Origin of the sequence: Caballeronia udeis, from assembly GCF_044909315.1 — a bacterium.
GTDB classification, from domain to species: Bacteria; Pseudomonadota; Gammaproteobacteria; order Burkholderiales; family Burkholderiaceae; genus Caballeronia; species Caballeronia udeis_A.
Genome location: NZ_JBIYEB010000003.1, coordinates 298,519 through 320,518 on the forward strand (window position 1 = coordinate 298,519; position 22,000 = coordinate 320,518).

Annotated in this window: 19 protein-coding genes; 6 read left to right on the forward strand and 13 right to left on the reverse strand. The window is 60.7% G+C overall.

What is annotated here, in order from left to right:
• Window positions 1-287: 287 nt before the first annotated feature.
• A complete protein-coding gene (locus tag ABH944_RS06525) occupies window positions 288-2,312 on the forward strand; it encodes a sigma-54-dependent Fis family transcriptional regulator (protein WP_404605362.1) in 2,025 nt (674 codons plus the stop codon).
• 84 nt (window positions 2,313-2,396) lie between these two features.
• Here the strand turns inward: ABH944_RS06525 and ABH944_RS06530 are convergent, their stop codons facing one another.
• The 4 genes from ABH944_RS06530 to ABH944_RS06545 form a co-directional block, all read right to left on the reverse strand.
• Window positions 2,397-3,545 carry a serine hydrolase domain-containing protein gene (locus ABH944_RS06530; protein ID WP_404604985.1) on the reverse strand — a complete coding sequence of 383 codons (1,149 nt, stop codon included), beginning with the start codon at window positions 3,543-3,545 and terminating at the stop codon, window positions 2,397-2,399.
• A gap of 35 nt (window positions 3,546-3,580) precedes the next feature.
• Complete coding sequence (locus ABH944_RS06535; RefSeq protein WP_404604983.1) at window positions 3,581-4,963, reverse strand: GIN domain-containing protein; 1,383 nt, start codon at window positions 4,961-4,963, stop codon at window positions 3,581-3,583.
• Window positions 4,960-5,274, reverse strand: a complete 315-nt coding sequence (locus tag ABH944_RS06540) for a PadR family transcriptional regulator (RefSeq protein ID WP_404605361.1) — start codon at window positions 5,272-5,274, stop codon at window positions 4,960-4,962. Before ABH944_RS06540 ends, ABH944_RS06535 begins: the two co-directional genes overlap by 4 nt.
• Before the next feature lie 909 nt (window positions 5,275-6,183).
• Window positions 6,184-7,416, reverse strand: coding sequence for a sulfotransferase family 2 domain-containing protein (locus ABH944_RS06545; protein WP_404604982.1), 1,233 nt, complete (start codon window positions 7,414-7,416; stop codon window positions 6,184-6,186).
• Between the two features lie 520 nt (window positions 7,417-7,936).
• On the opposite strand from ABH944_RS06545, the gene ABH944_RS06550 reads away from it, so the two are divergent.
• Window positions 7,937-9,352 carry an NAD(P)/FAD-dependent oxidoreductase gene (locus ABH944_RS06550; RefSeq protein WP_404604980.1) on the forward strand — a complete coding sequence of 472 codons (1,416 nt, stop codon included), beginning with the start codon at window positions 7,937-7,939 and terminating at the stop codon, window positions 9,350-9,352.
• Window positions 9,353-9,423: 71 nt separating this feature from the next.
• Here ABH944_RS06550 and ABH944_RS06555 read toward each other — a convergent pair whose 3' ends face one another.
• From ABH944_RS06555 to tauA, 7 genes are all read right to left on the reverse strand, one after another.
• Window positions 9,424-10,395 carry a CobW family GTP-binding protein gene (locus ABH944_RS06555; RefSeq protein ID WP_404604979.1) on the reverse strand — a complete coding sequence of 324 codons (972 nt, stop codon included), beginning with the start codon at window positions 10,393-10,395 and terminating at the stop codon, window positions 9,424-9,426.
• A complete protein-coding gene (locus ABH944_RS06560) occupies window positions 10,392-12,047 on the reverse strand; it encodes an amidohydrolase (protein ID WP_404604977.1) in 1,656 nt (551 codons plus the stop codon). Before ABH944_RS06560 ends, ABH944_RS06555 begins: the two co-directional genes overlap by 4 nt.
• 37 nt (window positions 12,048-12,084) lie before the next feature.
• Window positions 12,085-13,470, reverse strand: coding sequence for a sodium:solute symporter family protein (locus tag ABH944_RS06565; RefSeq protein ID WP_404604975.1), 1,386 nt, complete (start codon window positions 13,468-13,470; stop codon window positions 12,085-12,087).
• A 13-nt stretch (window positions 13,471-13,483) separates the two neighbouring features.
• Window positions 13,484-13,693, reverse strand: coding sequence for a DUF3311 domain-containing protein (locus ABH944_RS06570; protein WP_404604974.1), 210 nt, complete (start codon window positions 13,691-13,693; stop codon window positions 13,484-13,486).
• 122 nt (window positions 13,694-13,815) lie between these two features.
• On the reverse strand, window positions 13,816-14,733 hold the full coding sequence (locus ABH944_RS06575) for an ABC transporter permease subunit (RefSeq protein WP_404605360.1): 918 nt from the start codon (window positions 14,731-14,733) through the stop codon (window positions 13,816-13,818).
• Between the two features lie 4 nt (window positions 14,734-14,737).
• On the reverse strand, window positions 14,738-15,553 hold the full coding sequence (locus tag ABH944_RS06580) for a taurine ABC transporter ATP-binding protein (protein WP_404604972.1): 816 nt from the start codon (window positions 15,551-15,553) through the stop codon (window positions 14,738-14,740).
• Between the two features lie 31 nt (window positions 15,554-15,584).
• A complete protein-coding gene (gene tauA / locus ABH944_RS06585; RefSeq protein WP_404604970.1) occupies window positions 15,585-16,649 on the reverse strand; it encodes a taurine ABC transporter substrate-binding protein in 1,065 nt (354 codons plus the stop codon).
• 265 nt (window positions 16,650-16,914) lie between these two features.
• On the opposite strand from tauA, the gene pdxR reads away from it, so the two are divergent.
• The 4 genes from pdxR (at window position 16,915) to ABH944_RS06605 (ending at window position 19,959) form a co-directional block, all read left to right on the forward strand.
• A complete protein-coding gene (gene pdxR / locus ABH944_RS06590; RefSeq protein ID WP_404604969.1) occupies window positions 16,915-18,432 on the forward strand; it encodes a MocR-like pyridoxine biosynthesis transcription factor PdxR in 1,518 nt (505 codons plus the stop codon).
• 155 nt (window positions 18,433-18,587) lie between these two features.
• A complete protein-coding gene (locus ABH944_RS06595) occupies window positions 18,588-18,992 on the forward strand; it encodes a nuclear transport factor 2 family protein (RefSeq protein ID WP_404604968.1) in 405 nt (134 codons plus the stop codon).
• Between the two features lie 308 nt (window positions 18,993-19,300).
• Entirely contained in the window at window positions 19,301-19,555 is a 255-nt protein-coding gene (locus ABH944_RS06600) for a FitA-like ribbon-helix-helix domain-containing protein (protein ID WP_404604966.1), read from the forward strand.
• The gene (locus tag ABH944_RS06605) at window positions 19,552-19,959 is read left to right on the forward strand and encodes a type II toxin-antitoxin system VapC family toxin (RefSeq protein ID WP_404604965.1); all 408 of its coding nucleotides are present in this window, start codon (window positions 19,552-19,554) and stop codon (window positions 19,957-19,959) included. Before ABH944_RS06600 ends, ABH944_RS06605 begins: the two co-directional genes overlap by 4 nt.
• An 81-nt stretch (window positions 19,960-20,040) precedes the next feature.
• Here ABH944_RS06605 and ABH944_RS06610 read toward each other — a convergent pair whose 3' ends face one another.
• Together ABH944_RS06610 and ABH944_RS06615 are read right to left on the reverse strand one after the other, a co-directional pair.
• Window positions 20,041-20,796 carry an IclR family transcriptional regulator gene (locus ABH944_RS06610; protein WP_404604964.1) on the reverse strand — a complete coding sequence of 252 codons (756 nt, stop codon included), beginning with the start codon at window positions 20,794-20,796 and terminating at the stop codon, window positions 20,041-20,043.
• A 173-nt stretch (window positions 20,797-20,969) separates the two neighbouring features.
• Window positions 20,970-21,854, reverse strand: a complete 885-nt coding sequence (locus ABH944_RS06615; protein WP_404604962.1) for an IclR family transcriptional regulator — start codon at window positions 21,852-21,854, stop codon at window positions 20,970-20,972.
• Window positions 21,855-22,000 lie beyond the last annotated feature (146 nt).

A 22,000-nucleotide genomic window follows, 5' to 3' on the forward strand; every position in this document is an offset into this window, starting at 1 on the left:
GCAAGGACCCGGACTATGTCTGCCATGTGACGCATAAAAGAATAGTTGATCATGTTCGCCGGGGCGTGTTTTCCCGAGCGGACCTGATCAAAAGCCAGGCATATACTAGTCGGTGGTGTTGCTGCCAGCTTACAGAATTGAACAGCGAGAAGCGCCAGCTGCAATACCAGATTGCGAGTCGCGGCGAAGCCTGCCTTGAGGGGTTTTGCGTTGACCAATCGCATCGGAGGAGACTTGTGGCGAGACATCAAATCGAGAGTGCATCGGCTCCTGCTGACCAGGCCGTGATGCATGGCCTGATGGCCCAGGCGCAGCGCGCCGACGTTCTCCACTCTGACCGCGACACCATGCGTGCGTGGGAGCGTTTCCTGGCGGGCGAGTCGGCGGTAGCGGTTCCTTCGGCTCTTATTGCATCCTGGCAGCGTAGTCTGGAATCCGGCGTCAGTCCCTCTGCACGCCTCGCACCGTTCGCGGTACACGGCGATGCTGTCGAGGCTTTGCGTTGGCGTCATCGAGAGTTGCTGGCAGCGTCCGACCGGCTTTTCACCGCGACGGCGGATCTGTTTGCGGATTCACATTCCATCCTGCTCCTGACCAACCAGGACGGTGTGATTCTCAAGGCAGCAGGGGACCTGCGCACGTTGACGGCCGGCGAGAAAATCCATTTGACGACAGGCGGCGACTGGCGCGAAGGAATGGCTGGTACCAACGGCATCGGCACCGCGCTCGCTACCGGCGAGCCAACGTATATTCATGGTTCAGAACACTTCTGCGAAGGGATCAAGTCCTGGAGTTGCGCGGCGGCGCCGATTTGCGAACCCGGGACCGGCGCGATCATAGGTGTACTCGATATTTCCGGGCCGCCTTCCACTTATCAGATCAATAACCTGACCTTGGCGATTACGGCGGCACGACAGATCGAGATGGTGCTGGCCGAGCAGTCCGCCCGTCAGCATATGCGTCTATTGGCGTTCTGTTTGCAACGGCTTTCATCGTCTGACGCAGCGGGGATGATTGCCATCGACAGGCGCGGGCGGCTCGTGCACAGTACCGGCCGGGTGGCGCTTCCTGTCGGCATAGGGGAGCGATTCCCGGGCATGGACGAGAGCTCGGCCGTGGAGGACTGGGCCCGGCACCTGCCCCAGGGTTTGCGTGCCGAATGGTTCAATCCGGTCGTGGTGGAAGGCAGCACGATCGGCGCAATGCTCGTGGTTCCCGCGATTCGATCGCGCTCCCCGGGCAACCGGACGGCCGAGCGCAACCATGTGCTTGGGAACGGAGCGGAGTGTGAAAGCGGTCGCAAGTCCGCTAATGAACCCGGAAGCGAGGCCGACCCGCAACGCAACTGTTTCGCCCAGATACTCGGGCAGAGCGCCGTCATGCTCGCGGCTGTCAATCGGGCTCGCCAGCTTGCCCGCAGGCGTGTACCGGTGTTGATCGAGGGCGAGACCGGGGTCGGCAAGGAGCTGTTCGCGCGGGCAATACACGGAGAGGAACGTGGAGGCGGCGCTTTCGTCGCGTACAACTGCGGGGCGGCGTCGAAGGAGCTGATTGGCAGCGAGTTGTTTGGCCACGTCCGCGGCGCATTTACGGGCGCGACTGCAGAGGGACGTCCCGGCCGGTTCGAACTGGCGCACGGCGGCACCCTGTGTCTCGATGAAATCGGCGAGTTGCCGCTCGACCTGCAACCCGTGCTGTTGCGCGCACTGGAAGAGGGCGTGGTGTACCGGTTAGGAGACACGCAACCACGGCGCGTCGATGTACGCTTGCTGGCAATGACCAATCGTAATCTGCATGACGAAGTAAAATCCGGGCGCTTCCGTGGCGACCTTTACTATCGCATCAGCGTTACCCGCATACGGATTCCGCCGCTGCGCGAGCGGGACATCGACATCGACCTGCTGGTCGAGCATTTCAATCGTCGGCTTGCCCTGCGCCACTCGGTCGCGTTGAGGCGGCTGAACCCCGAAGTCATGGCCGTGCTGCGTGCTTATTCCTGGCCGGGCAACGTCAGGGAGATGCGCAACATTATCGAGAATCTGCTGTTGACCTCCCGCGAGGAGGAGGTCGGGCTCGACGAATTGCCTGCGGAACTGCTCGCTGAAACGGCGACCGCCGGTACGGCGGAGCCCGTGCTGCTTCAGTCAACCAGCCTTGAAGAAACGGAGCGCGTAGCCATTGCTCGCGCGGTGTATGACGCTCATGGCAATCTCGCCCAGGCGGCCCGTTCGCTGGGCGTTTCGCGCAGCACGCTGTATCGAAAGCTGGAGCTCTATCACCTGGAAAGCATTGTCAAACCCGCCACGGAATGACTGGCTCCATGATGTTGCAAGGAGCTACAGGCGGGATTGAACACTGCGTTCGGGCTGTAGTCGGGGCTGTAATGGGTAAGCGCTTCAAGCCTTGAGATTCGGCAGCACAAAACGGCGCAGCACGGCATCGGGCACTTGCCAGTCGTTCGGATCGTTGTAATTTCCAGCGGTGACCACCACCACGAGTGCGCGTGCCGGAACGATAGCCAGCAACTGGCCACCATTGCCGAAACCCATCAAATAGTGCTCGCCGCGAGTTCCCGTCTTGCTCGGATAGGCGATTTCGCCGACCCGCCAGAAGTAGCCATATGATTGCCCGTCACGCACTGTGGCGGCAGGCGTGAAGCACGCGTCGAGCCACGCCGCGGGCACGATCGTCTTGCCCTTCCATTGACCGCGGGCAAGCACCAGTTGACCGACGCGTGCAAGCTCGCGTGGCGTCAGACGCAGCCCGGATGCGGCAATCGCTTCTCCATCCCGGCCTTTGGCCCATGAGAACTTGTCGATGCCAAGCGGTTCGAAAAGAGCCGAGCGCGCGTAGTCCTCGAGCGGTTGCCCGGTGCCCTTCTCGATCAGCCGGCCGATGAGCGCAACGGCACCGCCGCTGTAGATCCATACCTCACCCGGCGCGGCGACAATCGGGCGCTCGAGCACGTAACGGAATCGATCTGCCGCCGCGTCCATTGCCGTTTCGCTGTTGGCCGGATCCATATAGGAAACGTGCTCGTTCCATTGCATGCCGAGCGTCATGGTCAATGCATTGGCGATCGTGAGACCTGCCCGTTGCGGATCACGCGCTACCTCCGGGTATTCTGGGAACTGCGCGAGGAGCGGCTGGTCGGGTGACGGGACGCGCTTGTCCGCGAGCGCGATGCCGTAGAGCAACGAAACGAGGCTCTTGGTGACCGAGCGCAGGTCGTGCTGCACGTCGGGGCCGAACACGACCTCGCCGGCAGTCGGTTGACCCCGGGTTTCATCGAGACCCGAAAAATAGCGCTCGAACGCTATGTTCCCGTCCTGCACCACCAGGACGCTGTGAAGGTTGTGCAGAGGCGCCGCCGCACGAAAGGTATCGAAGCGGGCGTCGAGATCGGGTGCGAAACCGGACGCCGCGGACGCCGCGGAGGGTGCGCTCGCCCAGGTGGCGGCTTCAACGAACGATTGCATCTGGCTCATGATGATTGCCGCTCCGGTGACTTTCAGAAAATCGCGTCGGCTGGGAATCCTGGTCATTAGCGTCTCCCTGAAGGCCCTGGCATGGGATGTCGTCAGGGCATGTTTTCGATGCGGCCACTACCCGATATGCTCGAATGTACCTGTGCCGGATGGCCGTGCAGTTTCACGACACCGCTACCGGCTAGAGCGATATCCGCGTTGTCCTGCGCCGCGACCTCCACTTCGCCGCTGCCATGGACCACGATCTCCGCCGACCTGGCCGAGAGGTCTTGCAATTGCGCCTCACCCGAGCCTGCGATATTGAGTGCGACAACCCGCACCGAACCGCTTGCGACAATACGGCCGCTCCCCGCAACGCGCAATTGGAGCGTCTGCTGGTCGATGCCTGTCAGAACGAGGTTGCTGCTGCCTTTGATTCCCCACTTGGTGATCGACGGGGCCGTCAGCCGAACCGAGAGATGCGTGTCCGGGACGCAAATGGTGTCGCTGTCAAAACCGAGCCTGCCATCGACTATGTGCACGTGGCTGATGAGCGAGGGGTCTCCTGTCACGGTCGCCTCGGCCTTGGGGCCGGGCTGGTAGGTGACCGAGGCTGGCAGTTCGATGTCGATGCTGTCGCTCGCGTCGAATGGGAACGCAACCGAGGCAGGCGAGGCACCAGTTGAGTTCGTGGCATCTGCGCCGCCTGCGCTGTGTTTGCTTGCAAGCGCATGGTCGAACCAGGTCCGGCCGCAACGCCATCCTGCATCTCGCCACAAGGGCGCTCCGCCAGCCCATTCCGATCGGACGAGCGAACTGCCGAGTGCAAGGAGGGCGATGACCACGGCCAATCCCGCGACTGAAACCACGGCCAGTCTCTTGGGCAAGTTCGACTTCTGTGCCGGAACATCCTTGCCCGGCGCTCGCGTGGCGTCCTGATCGGGCTCGAGCAGGCGGTAATGCAGCCGTACATAGTGTCCGAGCATGCGCACGCCCGCGCCAAGTCCGAGCAGCAGCAGCGAGCCACCGGCGACCAGGCAGGCGATCAGCCCGATGCCGACCACGAAGCGGACCACCGCGCCCACGATCGAGCCGCCGTGCCCAGAGAATACGGCGCCGAAGATCATGTGCGCGCCAACCGCACCCAGGGCCACGAGGCCGATGCCGAGCCCCAGGGTAACGGCCGCCACGACGAGCAGCAGCGGCAGTAGAAACAGGATGTCGACCGCCGCGAGGCCTGCCAGCGCAAGCATGGCCGTGACGAGGTTGGCAAAGCTGCGATGGGCTTCAAACCGCCGGAGGCCGGTTTCGGCGCGTAGCTCCCGGGCGAGCCGGGCGGGGTCCCCGAGGGCCTCGGCAACCTCCGCCTCGCTGCGACCCGACGCGCTCGCCTCGGCGAAATGCGCTGCGTAGTCGGCGATGATCTCGTCGATCTCCTGTTGCGACAGGCCGGCGAGCCCAGCTCGCAGAGTGCGCAAGAATGCTTCACTGTTCACGTCTGAGCTCCAAGAAGTTGATCGACTGCGGCCACGAAGGCTCGCCAGTCACGCCTGTGCGCCTCGAGAGCGTCCTGGCCCACCGGCGTGAGCCGATAGTATTTGCGCGACGGCCCGCTGCTCGATTCGACCAGCCGGGTGGCGACCAGCCCGTCGTTCTGCATGCGGCGCATAAGCGGATAGATCGTGCCTTCGCCCATGCCGACTGCACTGGCAAGCGTGCTGGCGATCTCGTAGCCATAACTCTCGCCGCGTGCCAACAGAGCGAGCACGCACAGGTCGAGCGCACCTTTCTTCAGTTGAACCTGGATCGATTCGGTCATGGTCAAACTCGGTGGATAAGTAAAACATATAACATGCTACCTGCTTATGCAAGGTAGCTGCATTGATTTTTGTCCGGGGTGTCCGCACGGTCGGCGGACGCAACTCATGCGGCGATGCACAAAGCCAACCATCGCAGGAGGGAGACGAAGGCGCCGAAGCGCTTGTGTTCGCGGCTCATTACCGTTTTTTTAGACGGGGAAGGAGCGCGTCAAAGAGGAATTTTGTTACCGAAAAAAGGCTTGGTGTGACCGGGATCAGCTTGTGATGCGGTTTATAAAAGCGCACGATGATCTTATCGACGATGACTCCGCGAACGAGTTCTTGATCAGCCGATCACCTCGTTGTCGTTGCGGGTCAGGCGTCGTTGGACAAGCCACGGGCAGCGTAAATCGCCAGGTCGCCGGTTCAACCGACAAGTTGGTTTCCGTGGCTGTGCGTACTTGCAAAGGAGACGCTCATGACCAAACGGAAACTTGTCTTTGGCCTCGTATGCTGCTGTTGCTTAGCCGGAACGAGCACTGCGTCGGGGCTGAATAACCGAACCCAGAAGCTGCTGGAAACGCAATCGGTGAGTTCGCAGTCTTCAGGCGGAGCGCAGGCAAAAAACGGCTCGCAGACTTCGCAGACAAATGTTAACGCGAGCCCCAACTACGGACCCACTCACGGCGTGTTCTCACCGGCAGCGACCAGCGGCGGCACCGTTCTGCCACGAAAATAATTAAACACACAGACGGAATCGCAGTCGTCCCAGCCCGGCAAGCGAGCCGGGTGACGGCGCAATGGATGATCTTCAGTGCTAGCCGGACGCGCTCCGCTAACAGACGGAGCGGGTCGTCCTGTGCCCTTGGAGTGCGCGTTATTCGCCTGGAGACAAATCGAACACTACGCGAGGCGATCTACCTCAGATGTTCAAGCGGCTCACCTGCTGTTCCAACAATCATTTCGATGTCCGAGAACACTGGAGATTCACCTTCGTCGAACCATGCCACCCCTTCCTGAACCATCGTCACTCTCAAGACATACCGTCCGGCCTTGATTGGCGATTCCACCAGCACGGAGAATTCCTCTTTTTCACCCGGTGACAAACCCGGAGAGATCTTTGTGCGTTCACCATCAAAGATAGCAATCGAGCCGTTGGATGCCTCTATCCAATGATATGAGATGTTTACCGGGTTCTTGAGCCGGGTATTTATCGTATGCCTGGAATTGTTTGATATTCCTACCGTCATCTGGAATTTTTCGGTCGTATTGATTTTCGCAGGTGCCCGGACTATTTCAATGCGAAAGAGCAGACGTTCTTCTGCCGGCAGAGGTCCGCACGGCGGAGCCGCCGGCTTTTGGTGATTCGATTCATAACGCGATATGACGAGCGCTTTTGCCATCTCGCGAAAGCGCTCCTCGAAAATTTGACAAGCCCAGTCGTACAACTCCTGATCCAGCCTGGTGATTTCTCTTATGGCATCGATCGTCTCAGGCGAAACATCCTGGTCGGAGGGTCTGTCAGACGAAATGTTTAATCTCGGCGTTGAAGGGTCTGGACAGAAATCCATGACGTAAGAGAGAAGGCACATGGAGTCCTGCATGCGCTCTGTTATGCCGAAGAAAGCGAATTCTTCAATTCTCCTCTTCGCGATCTCAAGCAATGAGCGATCGTTGGAACGTTGTGCATATTGCTTGACCACGGTCCTGCCATAGCCAACGGGGTCGTGCGCGAGCTTCGAGTAATCCAGATCGACTGCAAGAAACAAGGTCTGCGCGTTCACCATATCCCAGTTCGTTTCGCGATCGAGAACGAAGTCTTGCAGAGTCCAGTTCTCGTCAATTACGCGTTGGTGCCTGTACGCATTTACGTCACGTTTGACATGCGAGTACCAGGAAATGGTTCGTTGCACCGGGTCCCTGAGCATGGTGAGGTAAGTAAGATCCCGCTTCAGGTATGAGCTCAGCCCGTACCATAGATGCCCACGGAAAAACCTGTACTGGCGCAACACATTCGCGGGGAGCTGGAACAGGTCTGGGAGCAGTTGTGATGGACAGACTTCATCCGGGTCGAATTGACTGTCCAGGTAAGAGATAAGGGAGCTCCCGCCTGTCTTCGGTATGTGGAGGTAATAGACCGGGTTGCTCACTATAGTGTCCTGGTAGTGTGATCCCGCCTCGTGCAAGTGACGTCCTTATCACCCTTATAAGAAGCGGCTCAATTTTTTCAGTAGGGAAGTGGTGGTTTTCTCGTCTGAAGGACTCCGATCCGAATCGAACAACGGTCTCATTGCGCGCTCGGCCTGGCCCCGAAGAAGACGCCTGTTTTCGATCCCTATCTTATCGTTTCCGGCGGAAACTCGGGAGCAGGCCGCTCGCCGCTTGTGTGGCATTCCCTTTCTCAATCTTTCCAGTCGCCGCTTGTACCAAGCGAAAGGGGTCGACTGGACCTACCGTCGGCCGCGTGGCCTTTCTACAATCTTTACAAGTGAATCGCCGGTAAAGCCGACGTCAAAAGGCTTGTCGGAGGAGAGCACGTGCACCTATGGCGGACGCATCGAAGCAAAAGGTGACGCCGCTTCGAGTCTCGCGACAAACCCAGGGTCTTCCAACGTACGTTCCTCAATGAACGTCCAAAGCAGAACTTTTGATCCCGACGAGGAGTGTCGCATGGAGCAAAGTGCAATCGAACGGGTTGCGCAAGGCGTGTCTGTTGAACGAAACAGCGCGACGCAATACGATCCGACGTACGACCCGCTGGTTTCGCCCGGCCCCGGTCATGGCAAGCAATATGCGCCTACCTACTGGGTCGCAACCGCCGGTGCTCCACCGCCCGACGACGGCCCGATCACACAAGACATCGACGTGGACGTGGCCATCATCGGTGGAGGCTACACCGGCCTCGCAACGGCGCTATGCCTGGTCCGCGAACATGGCATCAAGGCCGTGGTCCTCGAGGCCAACAAGACGAGCTGGGGCTGCAGCAGCCGCAACGGCGGCCAGGGCCAGAACGCGTCCGGACGGTTATCGCGCTCGCAATGGATCGAACGATGGGGTAAGGAGGTCGCGCTGAAAATGCACGATGAAATCCTCGAGGGCTTCCAGAATTTCAAGTCGCTGGTTGCCGAAATTGCTTGCGATCCGCAGCCGGGCGGTCACTTCCTGATCGCGCATCGTCCGCGCATGATGGAGAAGCTCGCCGCCGAGGCGAAAGTATGGAAGAACGTGTTCGGCTACCCGTCCGAACTGCTCGATCAGGAGACCTTTCGTCGCGAGTATGTGAACGACGCCGAAGCGGCCGGCGCGCTCCATGAGCCCGAGGGTATCGGCATCCATGCATTGAAGCTTGCGTTCGGCTACTTGCGGCTTGCCCGCGAGGCGGGAGCCCGTGTGCATCCGGCCAGTCCGGTGATCGGATGGGAAACCATCAACGGCGTTCATCATCTCCGTACGCCGGGCGGGATTGTGCGGGCGCGTTCAGTGGGCATCGCGACGGGAGCTTATACGGCACCCAACCTCCATCCGTCGCTGACGAGCCGTGTCATGCCGATCCTCTCCAATTCGATGGTGACGCGCCCGCTCACGCAGCAGGAAATTGCAGCATGCAACTTCCGCACGACGCAGGTGCTCACTGACACACGGACCCTGCGTTTCTACTATCGCTTCCTGCCGGATAACCGGCTGCAGATCGGCAGCCGCAGCGCGATCACAGGTGCCGATGCACCGAATTCACGCCACTACGATTTACTCGTGGAAGGCATGGCCCGCAAGTTCCCGGCGTTGCGCGGCATCGCGATTGACTACTCGTGGTGGGGCTGGGTCGATGTCGCTCACGACATGATGCCGCGCATCTGTCAGCCGGACCCGAAGCAATCGGTCTATTACGCGCTGGGTTACGGCGGCAATGGCGTGTCGTATTCGCAGCAGGCGGGGCGCCGGCTGGCCGAGCAGATAGCGGGGCAAGGAGGGAAACAGGCGCTGCCGATTTTCACATCGCAGTTACCTGGTCACCCGTTCGCACCGTTTCGCCGGATTGGTCAGCGAATGCTCTATCAGTTGTATTTCAGGCGCGACGAGAAGCCATGAACAGGGTGCGCGCGATCACTTGCGCGCACCTGGTTTTGAAGCTTGGTGCGCGATGTCGTGGATGGCGCGCTCTAGCTATGGCAAGCGGTCGATGTTGCAGCGGTGAGCGCGTCGAGCGTTGCCTGTTTCGCTTCATCGTTAAATACCCCGATGAGAACAATCGTCGACTCCGCGTCCGCTTCTCCAAGAAACGGGGTGATGATGATCCGGCCACCCGCGACATGAAGTTCGTGCGTCGCCGTCGCATCGTCCAGCCGGATCAGGCCTTTTGCTCGCAATAACTTCCCGGAGACGTTGCGCAACGCATCCTTGAGCTTCTTGCGATCAAACCGCGCTTCGGTGCGAAAGACGAAGCTGCAGAAGTCCGCCGGAAGGTTCGGACTCCGGATATTCAACGCTCCCGGACCGCCAGGACGAACGCGGCCCGTCAGGTTGTCATCGAAGAACAGTTCCAGGGGAAATGCGCCGTCTGTCGTTTCCAGCATGATGCCGGTATGAGCCGGCATCGCCAGCCCGGCCACAACTTCAGTCTTCCTGCCCTCGTCGACAAGATCCGTTTTGGTCAGCAGGATTGCCGTTGCCCCTGCGATCTGTTGCCGCGCTATATCGCCCACATAGGGGTCCAGCAGCGTCTGCGTGATGCAGGACACATCCACCGCGACAATGATTCCGTACAGCCTGTACGAACGATCGAGAAGGCCGATCTGAGCAATACGCACAGGGTCCGATACCCCGCTTGCTTCGATAACCAGGAAGTCGGGCGGATCGGGCCGGTTGCTGATCGAGAGTAAGGTATCGACGAGCTGTCCACCGATCGAACAGCAGACACAGCCGTTCTCCAGGTTGATGACGTCGCCGGTGCGTTCGCGGATGAGCGCGGCATCTATATTGACGGCGCCAAAGTCGTTGACGAGCACGGTGATGCGGCGCTGTCCCGCGTGCGCGAGCACATGATTGAGCAACGTCGTCTTGCCCGCACCCAGATAACCGCCGACCACAATCAGCGGAATCGGGGTTCGCGCTCCGGTGACGCCCGCGGTCATCCTGCGGGCCCCTGGAAGACGCGGCCACCGAGCACGGTTCCCCACACGTCGAGATCCTTCAAACGTTCGGGCGCGACCTCGCTCGGGTCCTCCTCCAGCACCGCGAAGTCGGCGAACTTGCCCACTTCAATACTGCCGACAAGATGGTCCATCCTGAGCGTGTAGGCGGCGCCCAGCGTGATTGCGCGCAACGCATCCGCTACCGGGACACGCTCGCTTGCGCCAAGCACCCGGCCTGAAGACGTCTCGCGCTGCGAGGCGCACCACGCCGTGAAGAGCGGATTCAATGGCGTGATGGGCGCATCGGAATGAAAGGCAAACGGAATGCCAAGGCGCCGCGCCGATTCCGCAGCGTTCATGCGATTTGCACGGTCGGCGCCCATGGTCTGCTCATAGTGCGCGTCGCCCCAATAGTAGAGATGGTTCGAGAAGAAGTTGATGCACAAGCCCAGTTTCGCCGCGCGTGCAAGCTGGCTTGCGTCGGCCATCTGGCAATGCTGGAGCGTATGCCGGTGATCGTGGCGAGGGCAGCGGTCAAGAATTTTTTCAAGCGCATCAAGGACCAGTTCGGTCGCTTCGTCGCCGTTGGTATGAATATGCAGTTGCAGCCCGGCTTCGTGAAACGGCGCGAATACTTCGACGAACTGGCTGGGCGGGATCAACCACAGTCCATTTGGCTTTCCGTTCAGATATCCCGGCCATTTGAGGCGCGCGGTGAAGCCCTGAATGGATCCGTCGACAATGAACTTGACCGGTCCGAAACGCAGCTTCTCGGTGTTGCCGCCAATAGCCGACAGCACGCGTTGCGGACCGCCTTCGGGGCAACGCTGAGGTGCGAATGCCGGAACGATCCTGAGCGGGTAGGCCGGGTCGTTCGTCACGTCTCGCAGGTTTTGATTGCCCCGTTCAGAGAAGTCGTTCACCAGGTCGGTCGCAGTCGTGACGCCGGCCAGTTGCGCGACCCGGCCGAAATTCCAGATGGCTTCTTTTTTCTCACTGGCCGCAATGGAAAGGCCGCCGCCGATCAACCGGTACACAGGAAACATGGCAGCGAATTCCTGTAACTCGCCGGTCGGTTTGCCGTCGGCATCCTTGCCGATTCCGTCGATGTCCTTCTCGCTGTCAATACCCGCGAGCGTGAGCATTGGAGAGTTCACGTTCATCAGATGCACGCTGGCATGGAGGATGACGATGGGCCGTTGTGCACAGACGGTGTCGAGTTCCCTGACCGACAAACGCTTCGTGCCGAAGAAGATCGGATCAAAACCCCACGCGAGGAGCGGGGCTTGCCCGTCTGTCATTTCATCATGGGCTGCCTTGAGCCGTGCGATCACCGCGTCAAGTGTTTGCAAGCCAGGACAGCGAACGCCATCGGGACCGCGCCGATCGTGATAACCGACATAAACCGCGTCCCACATTGCACCTTCCATCAGATGGCAATGGCCTTCCACCAAACCCGGCATCAGCACTTTGTCCCTGAACTTATCGACTATTTCCGCGTTACCCCACTGTTTCACCTCGTCGCCATTTCCCACCGACAGGATCCTGCCATCGCGAATGGCGACGTGCGTGGCGTACGGCTGTGCCGGATTCATCGTGAGGATCTTCTTCGCCACGAGAACCTGTACGGGACTTTTTGCTGCGTGATTCATGGATGCTCGCTAGATGATTGGGCAGTCGGCACACCGGTCAGGACAGAGCATGCACGTGGGGCCGCCGCATCGCAAGGTGCACTGCGGCGAGCACGGCAACATTCACGGCCAGGCACACAAGGCCCAGGTTCAAGCCGCCCAGATCCAACTGCAAGACATAGAGGACGATCGCCAGGATTTGTCCGGTGAGCATGCCTGCCGCAATGGCTGCGGGCCGCACGCGAAGCCCGAACAGGATCGCGATGACGCCGGGGAAGAACTGGGTCACGCCGTAGTACGTGGTGTTGATGAGCGTAAGCATCAGGTTAGGCGTCAGCAGCGTCATCACGATCGAGACGATCAGGTAGATGACGATCACCACTTTTGCACTCGCTTTCTGCTTGTTCTCAGGCATGTCCGGCAGCAGGTTGCGCGTGACGATCGGCCCGATGGAAAGGCAGATGCCCGCCAGCACGAGCAGCCCGGAAAGCGATGCGCCCGCAGCCACGAGACCCAGGAGCCATCCCGGCAGCAGACGGATCGCCGCCGCGAAGAACGCTTCGTTGGGCGATGCAAGATGCAAGTTCTGGCTGATCGCGTAGTAGGACGCGACCACGAGAAACGGGTACATCAGCATGTAGAGCGGCATGGCAACCTGTGTGCGCCGGATCGTGTTGGCGCTTTTTGCCGTGAAGAAATTCTGTATCGCAAACGGCATCACATAGAAGCCGAGTGACTGGAACAGCATGGTGCTCATCGAGAACGTCAACTGATGTGCGTCCATGCGGTTGCTGACGTGCAGGCTCGCTGCGTGGAAGACCTCGGTGACGCCCACTTCCGCCGAGACCGCGACGCCTGTGATAACAATGGCGAGGACCATGAGCACGTCTTTCAGCACCGCGATATAAGCCGATGCCCGCACGCCCGCAATCGCGATATACGTGAACGCCAGCATGGCCGATATCAGGATCAGATAGAACGGCTGGAAATTCCAGCCCAATCCCTTGAGTGCGGCCACGAGCCCGGTGAACTGCAATTGGCCCCAGGGCAGCAGGAACAGAATGGCGGACGCAGCCACGACAAGCTCCAGCGTACGGCTCTGGAAATGGCCCTTGAACAGGTCGGGCAGGGTGATCGCGTTATACCGTTTGCCCGCTTGCCAGATCTTTGGCCCGAGAAAATAACCGACCGGATAAGCGAGCAGGATATAACCCAGGAACCACACGCCGTAAGTTGGCCCCTTGGCGTAGATGCCGCCGGGAAAACCGACCATTGTGCCGATGCTGTAGATCTCGCCCGCGGCGAGAAAGAACACGAGGTACGCGCCGAACTGCCGCGAGGCCACAAAGAAATCGTGCACGCTTTGCGGGCCGCGGCCCGATTTCGAGCGGATCGCGAGGTAGAGCGAAAAGACGATGAAGCCTAGAAATACGGCGGTAGCCATCCGTCATCCTCCTTCAGTTGTTGTCGGGATGTGCATCGTCGAAATGGCAGTCGAACAGACGCCAGCAGAGCATCAGGCAACCCGACGTCACCACGAACCACCCGAAGATCCAGGCGTAGATGAACGGGACGCCGAGCACGGTCCGGTCGATGGATGCAACCCACGGCAACAGGCCGATAACGCCTATATAGGGAATGCCGATCCCGATGAAAAGCTTGAGCATGTTGTCTCCGGGTATTGTGGATCCAGTATCGCAAGCCATAAACAAGGATGAGTAGGACCAGTGCCGGTCAATCGCTAAGTCCACATGCCGCCGCCCGGGAGCGGCGGCATGGCCGGGGAGGACTAGACCTTCCCCTTCCAGGGCACCAGCACCCGCTCCACGTAGCGCATCAATACGTCGAAACACAGCGCGAAGAATCCGATCACGATAATCCCCATGATCACCACATCGCTTGCGAGAAACTCGGCGGCATTGAGCACCATGAAACCGAGTCCGCTGGTCGACGCCACCATCTCGGCGGCGACCAGCGTGGTCCAGCCCACGCCGATGCCAATCCGCATGCCCGTGAAGATCTCCGGCATCGCGGATTTGAGAATCACGTAGAGGACCACTTGCGTGCGCGATGCGCCCATCGAATAAGCGGCGTGTATCTGCTCGATCGACACTGAACGCACGCCGGCACGCGCGGCAATGGCAAGCGGCGCAAAGATCGCGAGATAAATCAGGAACACCTTCGAGAACTCGCCAATACCGAACCAGATGATGATGAGCGGCAGGTAGGCAAGCGGCGGCAGCGGGCGATAGAACTCGATCGGCGGATCGAACAGGCCGCGCGCGATCCGTGACACGCCCATCATCACACCCACGGGTATGGCCGTCAGGCACGCGAGCGCGAATGCACCGAACACACGCAAGAGGCTGATGCCGGTATGTTGCGCGAGCGTCGAGTTGGCGAACCCGTCCGTGGCCACCAGGATGAACTTTGCATAGACGGCCTGCGGCGAAGGCAGGAAGAGCGGCTTGATCAAATGCAGGTTGGTCACCGCGAACCACAATCCGAACAGCGCGAGGATGGTGAACATGCTGGCGGCAAGGCTGCTGCCTTGTCCGGGAACGCCAAACGAGTCGCCGGGCTTGACCGGTTTCTTGGCGAGAACCCGCACACGGTGGCGCGGCCGTTGCGGCGGTTCGGCGGAGGTCTCGGGTCTCATTGGCAGGTCGCGGTGAGGTAGCGCGTTGATCGATTTCGAACCGGACATGAAATTAGACATGCGCCACCTCCGCCGCTGCGCCGTGGGATTTCTCATCGCCGTAGATGATGCTGAGTATGCGCTCGCGCATTTCAATGAAGTCCGGGCTCGATTTGACCGCCCGAGCGTCGCGGGTGTCGAGAAAACGCCGGTTGAAATCGAGCTCGTAGGTATGCGTGATACGTCCAGGGCGGGGCGACATCACGATCAGCCTGCTGGCTAGAAAGAGCGCTTCCTCCACGCTATGGGTGATGAAGAAGAACATCTTGTTCGTCTTCCTCCAGACATCGAGCAGCAGTTCCTGAATGGTTTCCCGAGTGAGCGCGTCGAGTGCGGCCATGGGTTCGTCCATCAGCAGCATGGCGGGGTCGCAGGTCAGCGCGCGGGCAATACCTACACGCTGCTGCATGCCACCGGATAATTGATAGATCATATGCTTGTGGAAGTCCTGCAAGCCGACAAGCGCGAGGTTGCGCACGGCAATCTCGCGGCGCGTGGCCTTGGCCACGCCCTGCAGCTTCAGCCCGAATTCCGCGTTATCGATCACGTTCAGCCACGGCAGCAGCGCGTGTTTCTGGAACACCACGCCGCGATCGGCGCCGGGTCCGGCAATAGGTTCGCCCCCGAGCAGCAGCTCACCGCTGCTCGGCGCGATGAAACCCGCCATCAGCGACAGCAGGGTCGTCTTGCCACACCCCGATGCGCCCAGCGCGACAACCAGATCACCCGAGTCGATCTGCAGGTTGATATTGTCCAGCGCGTGCACGCTCTCGCCGGCGCGGCGTCCCGGAAACGTCACGCTGACGTTCGTGATCTTCATGCTTTCCATAGATCCTCCTGATCGATGACCCTGGCGTGGTTCACTTGAGCTTCATCGCGGCTTCTGCATACTCGGGCGTGACAAAGCTCGAGTAGTCGGAAGCAACCGCATCAATGCGTTTCTGGTCCTTGAGGAACATCGACGTGTCCTTGAGCGCAAGCGTTGCGCGACCCGCATTGCCGCCGCCGAGCCATTGCGCCGACACCTGGTCGGCAAGCGAGGGGAATGCATACAGCGAGAGCGATTCCGGCACGTCGCCGGGCGCGCCGCCGATCATCTTCGCAATCGCTGCCGCCTGCGGCGAGCCCGCATTCCACTCAGCGGTATTACGGCGATATTGATCGTCCGCGCCGGCAATGGCCTTCACCAGTTTTGCCATGAAGTCCTTATGCTCCTCGCCCCATTTCCGGTCGACCGCAATACCATCGAATGTCGGTTTTCCAAGCTTTGAAAGATCCCCCGACGTGATCAGCACCTTGCCGCTTTTCTTGAGTTCGGCCAGCGCCGGATTCCATACATAGGCCGCGTCGATATCACCTCGTTCCCATGCAGCGACGATCTGGTTCGGCTGCATGTTGAGGATCTTCACATCGGAGGGGTTGATGCCCCAGTGCTGCAGCGCGAACATCGTGTGATAGTGGGTGGTCGAAACGAACGGGACGCCGATCGTCTTGCCTTTCAGGTCAGCCGGCTTCGTCACGCCGGAGCCATTGCGCACGACCATTGCTTCAGCCTGGTTGATATTGTCGAGGATCCAGAAGAGCTGCAGATCCACGCCCTGGCTCACGGCCGCAGCCAGCGGGCTCGATCCGATGACCCCCAACTTCACATCGCCCGACGCCATCGCCGTTGCTACTTTCGCGCCCGACTCGAACTGCCGCCAGTTGATCTTGTAGCCGGTCTCCTTTTCGATGGACCCGTTGGCTATTGCCACGACCCAGGGGTCGACGATCTGCTGGTACGCGATGGTGACTTCCTTGTCCTCGGCGTGCGCGGGTTGCACCACGATGGTGACGAACGTCGCCAACACGGTAGCGGCTGCAATGACGCGATGCATCGGGCGGGCGAACCACCCCGAAAATTTTGATCGTTTATCGTGTTGCATTGCGGATCTCCTGGCGGGCAGCGTGCATGGCACGCAAGTCTTGTCGGAACGACCGGGGCTTGTCCCGATCGCGGGAACACGGTCGAATCGAGTATCGTCAACTAAAAATCGGCGGAGTTAGTACCAGACGCCGCCGATCGTTGAGTCCACATTCGCCGCGCCGTTTCGGCGCTGCACGCCTGGCTCGCAGGGGGCCACGCCGACGGCCATCGCGCCAGGTCGCGTTAATTCCGAATTAATCACCCTGATCAATCACGGAGGAAATATGGCTAGCCGGATGTCGTCGGCAATGTGGTCGCAGCGGTTCCAGCGGTCGGCTGAATCGAATATCAGCCTGCAAGGGCAGATTCGGCAGATGCTGGTAGCCGCCATTCTCGACGGGCAGATGTCCCTCGATACCGCGTTGCCCTCGAGCCGCGAACTGGCCGACCAGTTGAGCGTGGCCCGCAATACGGTCGTGCTCGCTTACCAGCAGCTGGTGGAAGAGGGTTACCTGATTTCCCGGGAGCGCAGCGGGCACTTCGTCAATCCGGCCATGCTCGAAGGCCGGCACGGGTTTGTCCCGCCTCAAACCGTCGCGGCGAACGAGGCGGTAGGGCGGCCCGACTGGACCCAACGCATTGCGCGTTTGCCGTCCTTGCAGCGCAATATCGTCAAGCAGGCGAGTTGGCAGAACTACGAGTTTCCTTTCATCTATGGTCAGTTCGACCAGACGCTCTTTCCAACGAGCGACTGGCGCGAGTGCTGCATGAAGGCGCTCTCCGTCATGGAGATCCGCAACTGGGCGCCGGACCTGATCGAACGCGACGACGACACGCTGATCCAGCAGATTCGTACCCGCGTGCTGCCGCGTCGCGGCGTCTTCGCGATGCCGGACGAAATCGTTGTCACGATGGGGGCACAGCAGGCGCTTTACCTCATTGCCGACCTGCTGGCGAACGAGCGCACGACGATTGGTTTTGAGAACCCCGGTTATCCCGATGCCCGCAATATTTTCCTGAACCGCCATGCGCCGCTGCTGCCGCTGCCGGTCGATGAAGGCGGCGTGCGCCCGGTCGCAGACGCCCATCTGCTGGCGCAATGCGACTACGTGTATGTGACGCCGAGCCATCAGTGTCCGACCACCGCGACTTTGCTGCTCGAACGCAGACACGCGCTGCTCGAACTGGCCCAGAAACATGATTTTGTCGTGATCGAAGACGATTACGAGAGCGAGAATAATTTCTCCGGCGCGCCGCATCCGGCGTTGAAGAGCCTGGATACCGCTGACCGCGTGCTCTACGTGGGCAGCTTGTCGAAGAGTTTCGCCCCGGGCTTGCGGCTCGGTTATGTGGTCGGCCCGCGTGACCTGATTCGCGAGCTGCGGGCGTTGCGGCGGTTGATGGTGCGTCATCCGGCGGCGTACATCCAGCGCGCGTTCGCGACCTTTCTCGCGCTCGGCCATCACGACGCGTTGCTGCGGCGGCTTGCGTTCGCCTACAAGGAGCGTGCGGAGGCGCTCAAGGCCGCGCTCGACATCCATCTGCCGGAGGTCAGGCACGTACGGATCACCGGCGGCTCCTCGTGCTGGGTGGAAGGTCCGCTCTGGCTCGACGCAACACGTCTTGCTGCTGAAGCCGAGGCGCACGGCATCCTGATCGAGCTGGGCAGCGTGTTTTTTATGGAAGGGCTGGAGCAGCGCCAATGCTTCCGCATGGGCTTTTCGGCGATCAAGCTGGAAAAGATCGAACCCGGTGTGCGTGCGCTGGCGGCGCTCGTGCGGGCGCAATGTCCGCAGGCGTGAGCCTTCGCGCGGCAGCATGAGGCGGGCGCTGGCCCAAGCGAATCGGCTCGACTGGCGCTACCGCGGGAGCGGAGAGTTACTTAACGTGTCGGTGAAACTTGGCCGCAGCCATCGCCGACCGGCGTGCGGCCATGCCAATCTGACCGGAGACACGTATGACAGACTCGCTCACCGCGACATCCGAAGTGACGGCCGACACGCTTGCGGCCTTTTCCGACGCCTTCAACCGCCACGACGCCAACGCGCTGATGGCCTTCATGACCGAAGACTGCGTCTTCGATACCGCCGGCGGCAACGAGATCCACGGCACACGGTTTGCCGGACGCGCGGCAGTGCAAGCAGCCTTTGAAGCGGTCTTCAAGACTTTTCCCGATGCCCGCTGGGGACACGGCCGACACTACGTAGCCGGTGGGCGCGGTGTGTCGGAATGGGTCTTTACCGGCACGCACGCGGAAGGCTGGCGTATCGAGGCCGAAGGTTGCGATCTCTTTGAGTTTCGCGACGGACTGATCGCGGTAAAACGCGCGTTTCGCAAGGAGCGTCCGAGGCAGACTGCCTGAGCACTTCGCGGGACGGCAGTGGGGGCCTCAGGCGGCGCTGGCAGGCCTGCGGCCTGTGTGACGGGCAACTGCGTGTCCGTCGCGACGCAGAGACGCCTGGAAGGCTGCTGAAATTCCCTCATTGATGCGCTTCTCCCGCCTGCATGAAGATTTGCCGGTGCCCGGTGCGGAGTTAAAACCAGACACTGATCGTCAAGTGGAACGAAATCACGCAGGTGAACAGGACGACGACATAACGATCTTGCTTGTGACGACGCATTCAAAATAATATAATGAATGCGTTGAATGCATACTAGCGAGATGATTCTATGGCGATGCTTACAGTACGGAACTTGCCCGATGATGTACATCGCGCGCTGCGGGTGCGGGCCGCTCAACACGGGCATAGCACCGAGGCCGAGGTCCGCGAGATTTTGGCGAACGCGGTCAAGCCGGAGACGCGTGTTCGTCTGGGTGAGGCTCTTTCCGCATTGGGTCGCAAAATCGGCCTGACGAACAAGGATTTCGAGGTCTTCGACCGGGTGAGAGACAAGAAGCCGGCCGAACCGCCGAGGTTTGAATGATCGTCCTCGATACGAACGTTGTTTCCGAGGCGATGAAGCCCGAGCCAAACCCGGCCGTTCGGGCCTGGTTGAATGAGCAAGCTGTCGAAACGCTCTATCTGTCCAGCGTGACGCTGGCCGAGTTGCTATTTGGTATCGGGGCGCTCCCGACCGGCAAGCGCAAGGACATGCTGGCACAGGCCCTTGACGGTTTGTTGGGGCTGTTCAGGGATCGGGTGCTGCCATTTGATACCGATGCCGCGCGGCGCTATGCCGAGCTGGCCAAAGCCGGCGGGCGAGGATTCCCCACACCCGACGGCTACATTGCCGCGATCGCAGCTTCGCGAGCGTTCATCGTGGCTTCACGCGACACGGCCCCCTATGAGGCCGCCAGCATCGCCGTTATCAATCCGTGGGAAGCGTAGAGCGCCGATGGCGTTTCATAGGATCGTTTTTTGGAGCAAGTTCTTATGAACGATGCAGCCAAAATCGGACTGATATCAAGCCTAGAAGGTGTTTGCCAGTTCTCGCGCCGCTTCCTGCAGGCGCGGCACGAATTCGAGCGAGCGGGAGAGCGGCGCGCGGGAAACGGGCGCGTGCACGGCAATGGCGGCAATGCTCATGCCTTCCCTGTTCATCACAGGCACCGCGACGCAGGCTATGCCCGCGAGAAATTCCTCGTTGTCGATACCAATACGCTTGTGTGCGGTGCGATCGAGTTCGGCTTCGAGCATTTCGGGGTCGGTGATGGTATTCGGTGTGAAGCGTTCAATTTTCAGCGCGCGTACCAGCGCCGAACGCTGCTCGCGAGACAGCATCATGGCCAGCAGCAATTTACCGCTGGCGGTGCAATACGCCGGCACTTTCGAACCCGGCTTTAGGTCGAGCCGCAGGGGCCAGGGCGCTTCCATGCGATCCAGGTAAAGCACTTCGGTTTCGTGCAGCATCGTGAGGTTGCAGGTTTCCCCAAGGTCTGCCACCAGCCGTCCGAGAATGGCGTGCCGCAGACGCCGCGCGCCTGAGTGCATGACAACGCCGAGACCGAGTTGCGCGAGGCGTGGGCCGATCACGTAGGCGTTCTTGTGGCCCGGATCGCGGATCACGAGGCCGCCCGCTTCCAGCGACGCCAGCATGCGGTGCAGCGACGGCTTCGGCAGGTCGACGTCCTGCGCGATGTCGGCAAGCGACACCGGACCTTCCGCCTTGACGAGATGCTCGAGCAGCGCGAAAGCACGCAGTGTCGGTGTATCAGCAGTGGTCATTGCAACCGTTCCGAAAAATAGATGACAACCATTGTACAGAAACGCCCTATGGCGTGGCCTGCCTTGATTTCAGGGTGAAGTTTCCGCCCGGCTCCATTCCGGTTTTCGATATTGCGGCGTTCGGGCCCCTGGCCCGCCAATGGCCGGATGGCGTGCGTTCCATCTTTGCGCCGCTACCGTTGCGGCATGGCATCCACGTGAAGCAGGGGGGCCAGGCGCGCCGCGGTTTCCTTGATTTTCGGCACGTTCTTCAGCAGGTCGTCGAGGCTCGCCCGCGCGGTCGGCGCATGCACGGCCAGCGAAGCCAGTACGCCGCTGCCGCCGGGTTTGCGAACCGGCACGGCGACCGCCACCATCCCTCGTACGAATTCCTCATTGTCGATACCAAGACCCCGCGAGGCCAGGCGGTCAAGCTCCGCCCCGAGCAGGGTGGCGTCGGTGAAGGTGCGATAGGTATGCGCCTTGAGCGGCATCCGGGCCAGGAACAGCGCGCGCTCGGTAGGCGCCATCTGCGAGAGGAACAGCTTGCCGCTCGCCGTGCAATGCAGCGGCACGCGCATCCCCGGCTGCATGTGCAGGCGCAGGGGTTCGCTGGTCTCCACGCGCTCGACGTAGAGCACGGCGTCGCCGTCGAGCACGGTGAGGTTGCAGCTCTCTCCAAGCGCATCGACAAGTCCGCGCAGCAACGCACGGCAGGAGCGCGTAAACGTGCTGTTCGCGAGCATGGTCAGCGCGAGTTGGGCCGCGCGTGGACCGAGCGTTATGCCACGGTCGGCACCGCGTGAATCCGGTATGTGTGTCACGTAACCCAGCGCTTCCAGCGATTCGATCATGCGCGCGAGGGTTGCCTTCGGAATGTGCAGGCGTGCAGACAGTTGCGACAGTGAAAACGGTTGCCCGGCCGCGGCAAGGTGCTCGACGACGATAAGCGCACGCAGAACGCGGGTGTCCTCAGGAGTCGGGTCCTGGTGCAGGGCAGCATGTGAAGCGGCAGGCGGTCCGGCATGCGAGACGATGGGTAAAGCCGCATTTGACGCGTGGCTCGCGGCGTCTTTCATTCGCACCTCTGATTAGGGATGACGGGTGTTCAATGCGGGCAACCGGGTCCGGGAGAACCCGGATAAGCGCTCGAATGCAGCCCTGAAAGTGGAACAAAAAAGCTCTTTTTGACCCGGTTTCATCGATCGTAGCCGGATTTTCTTGA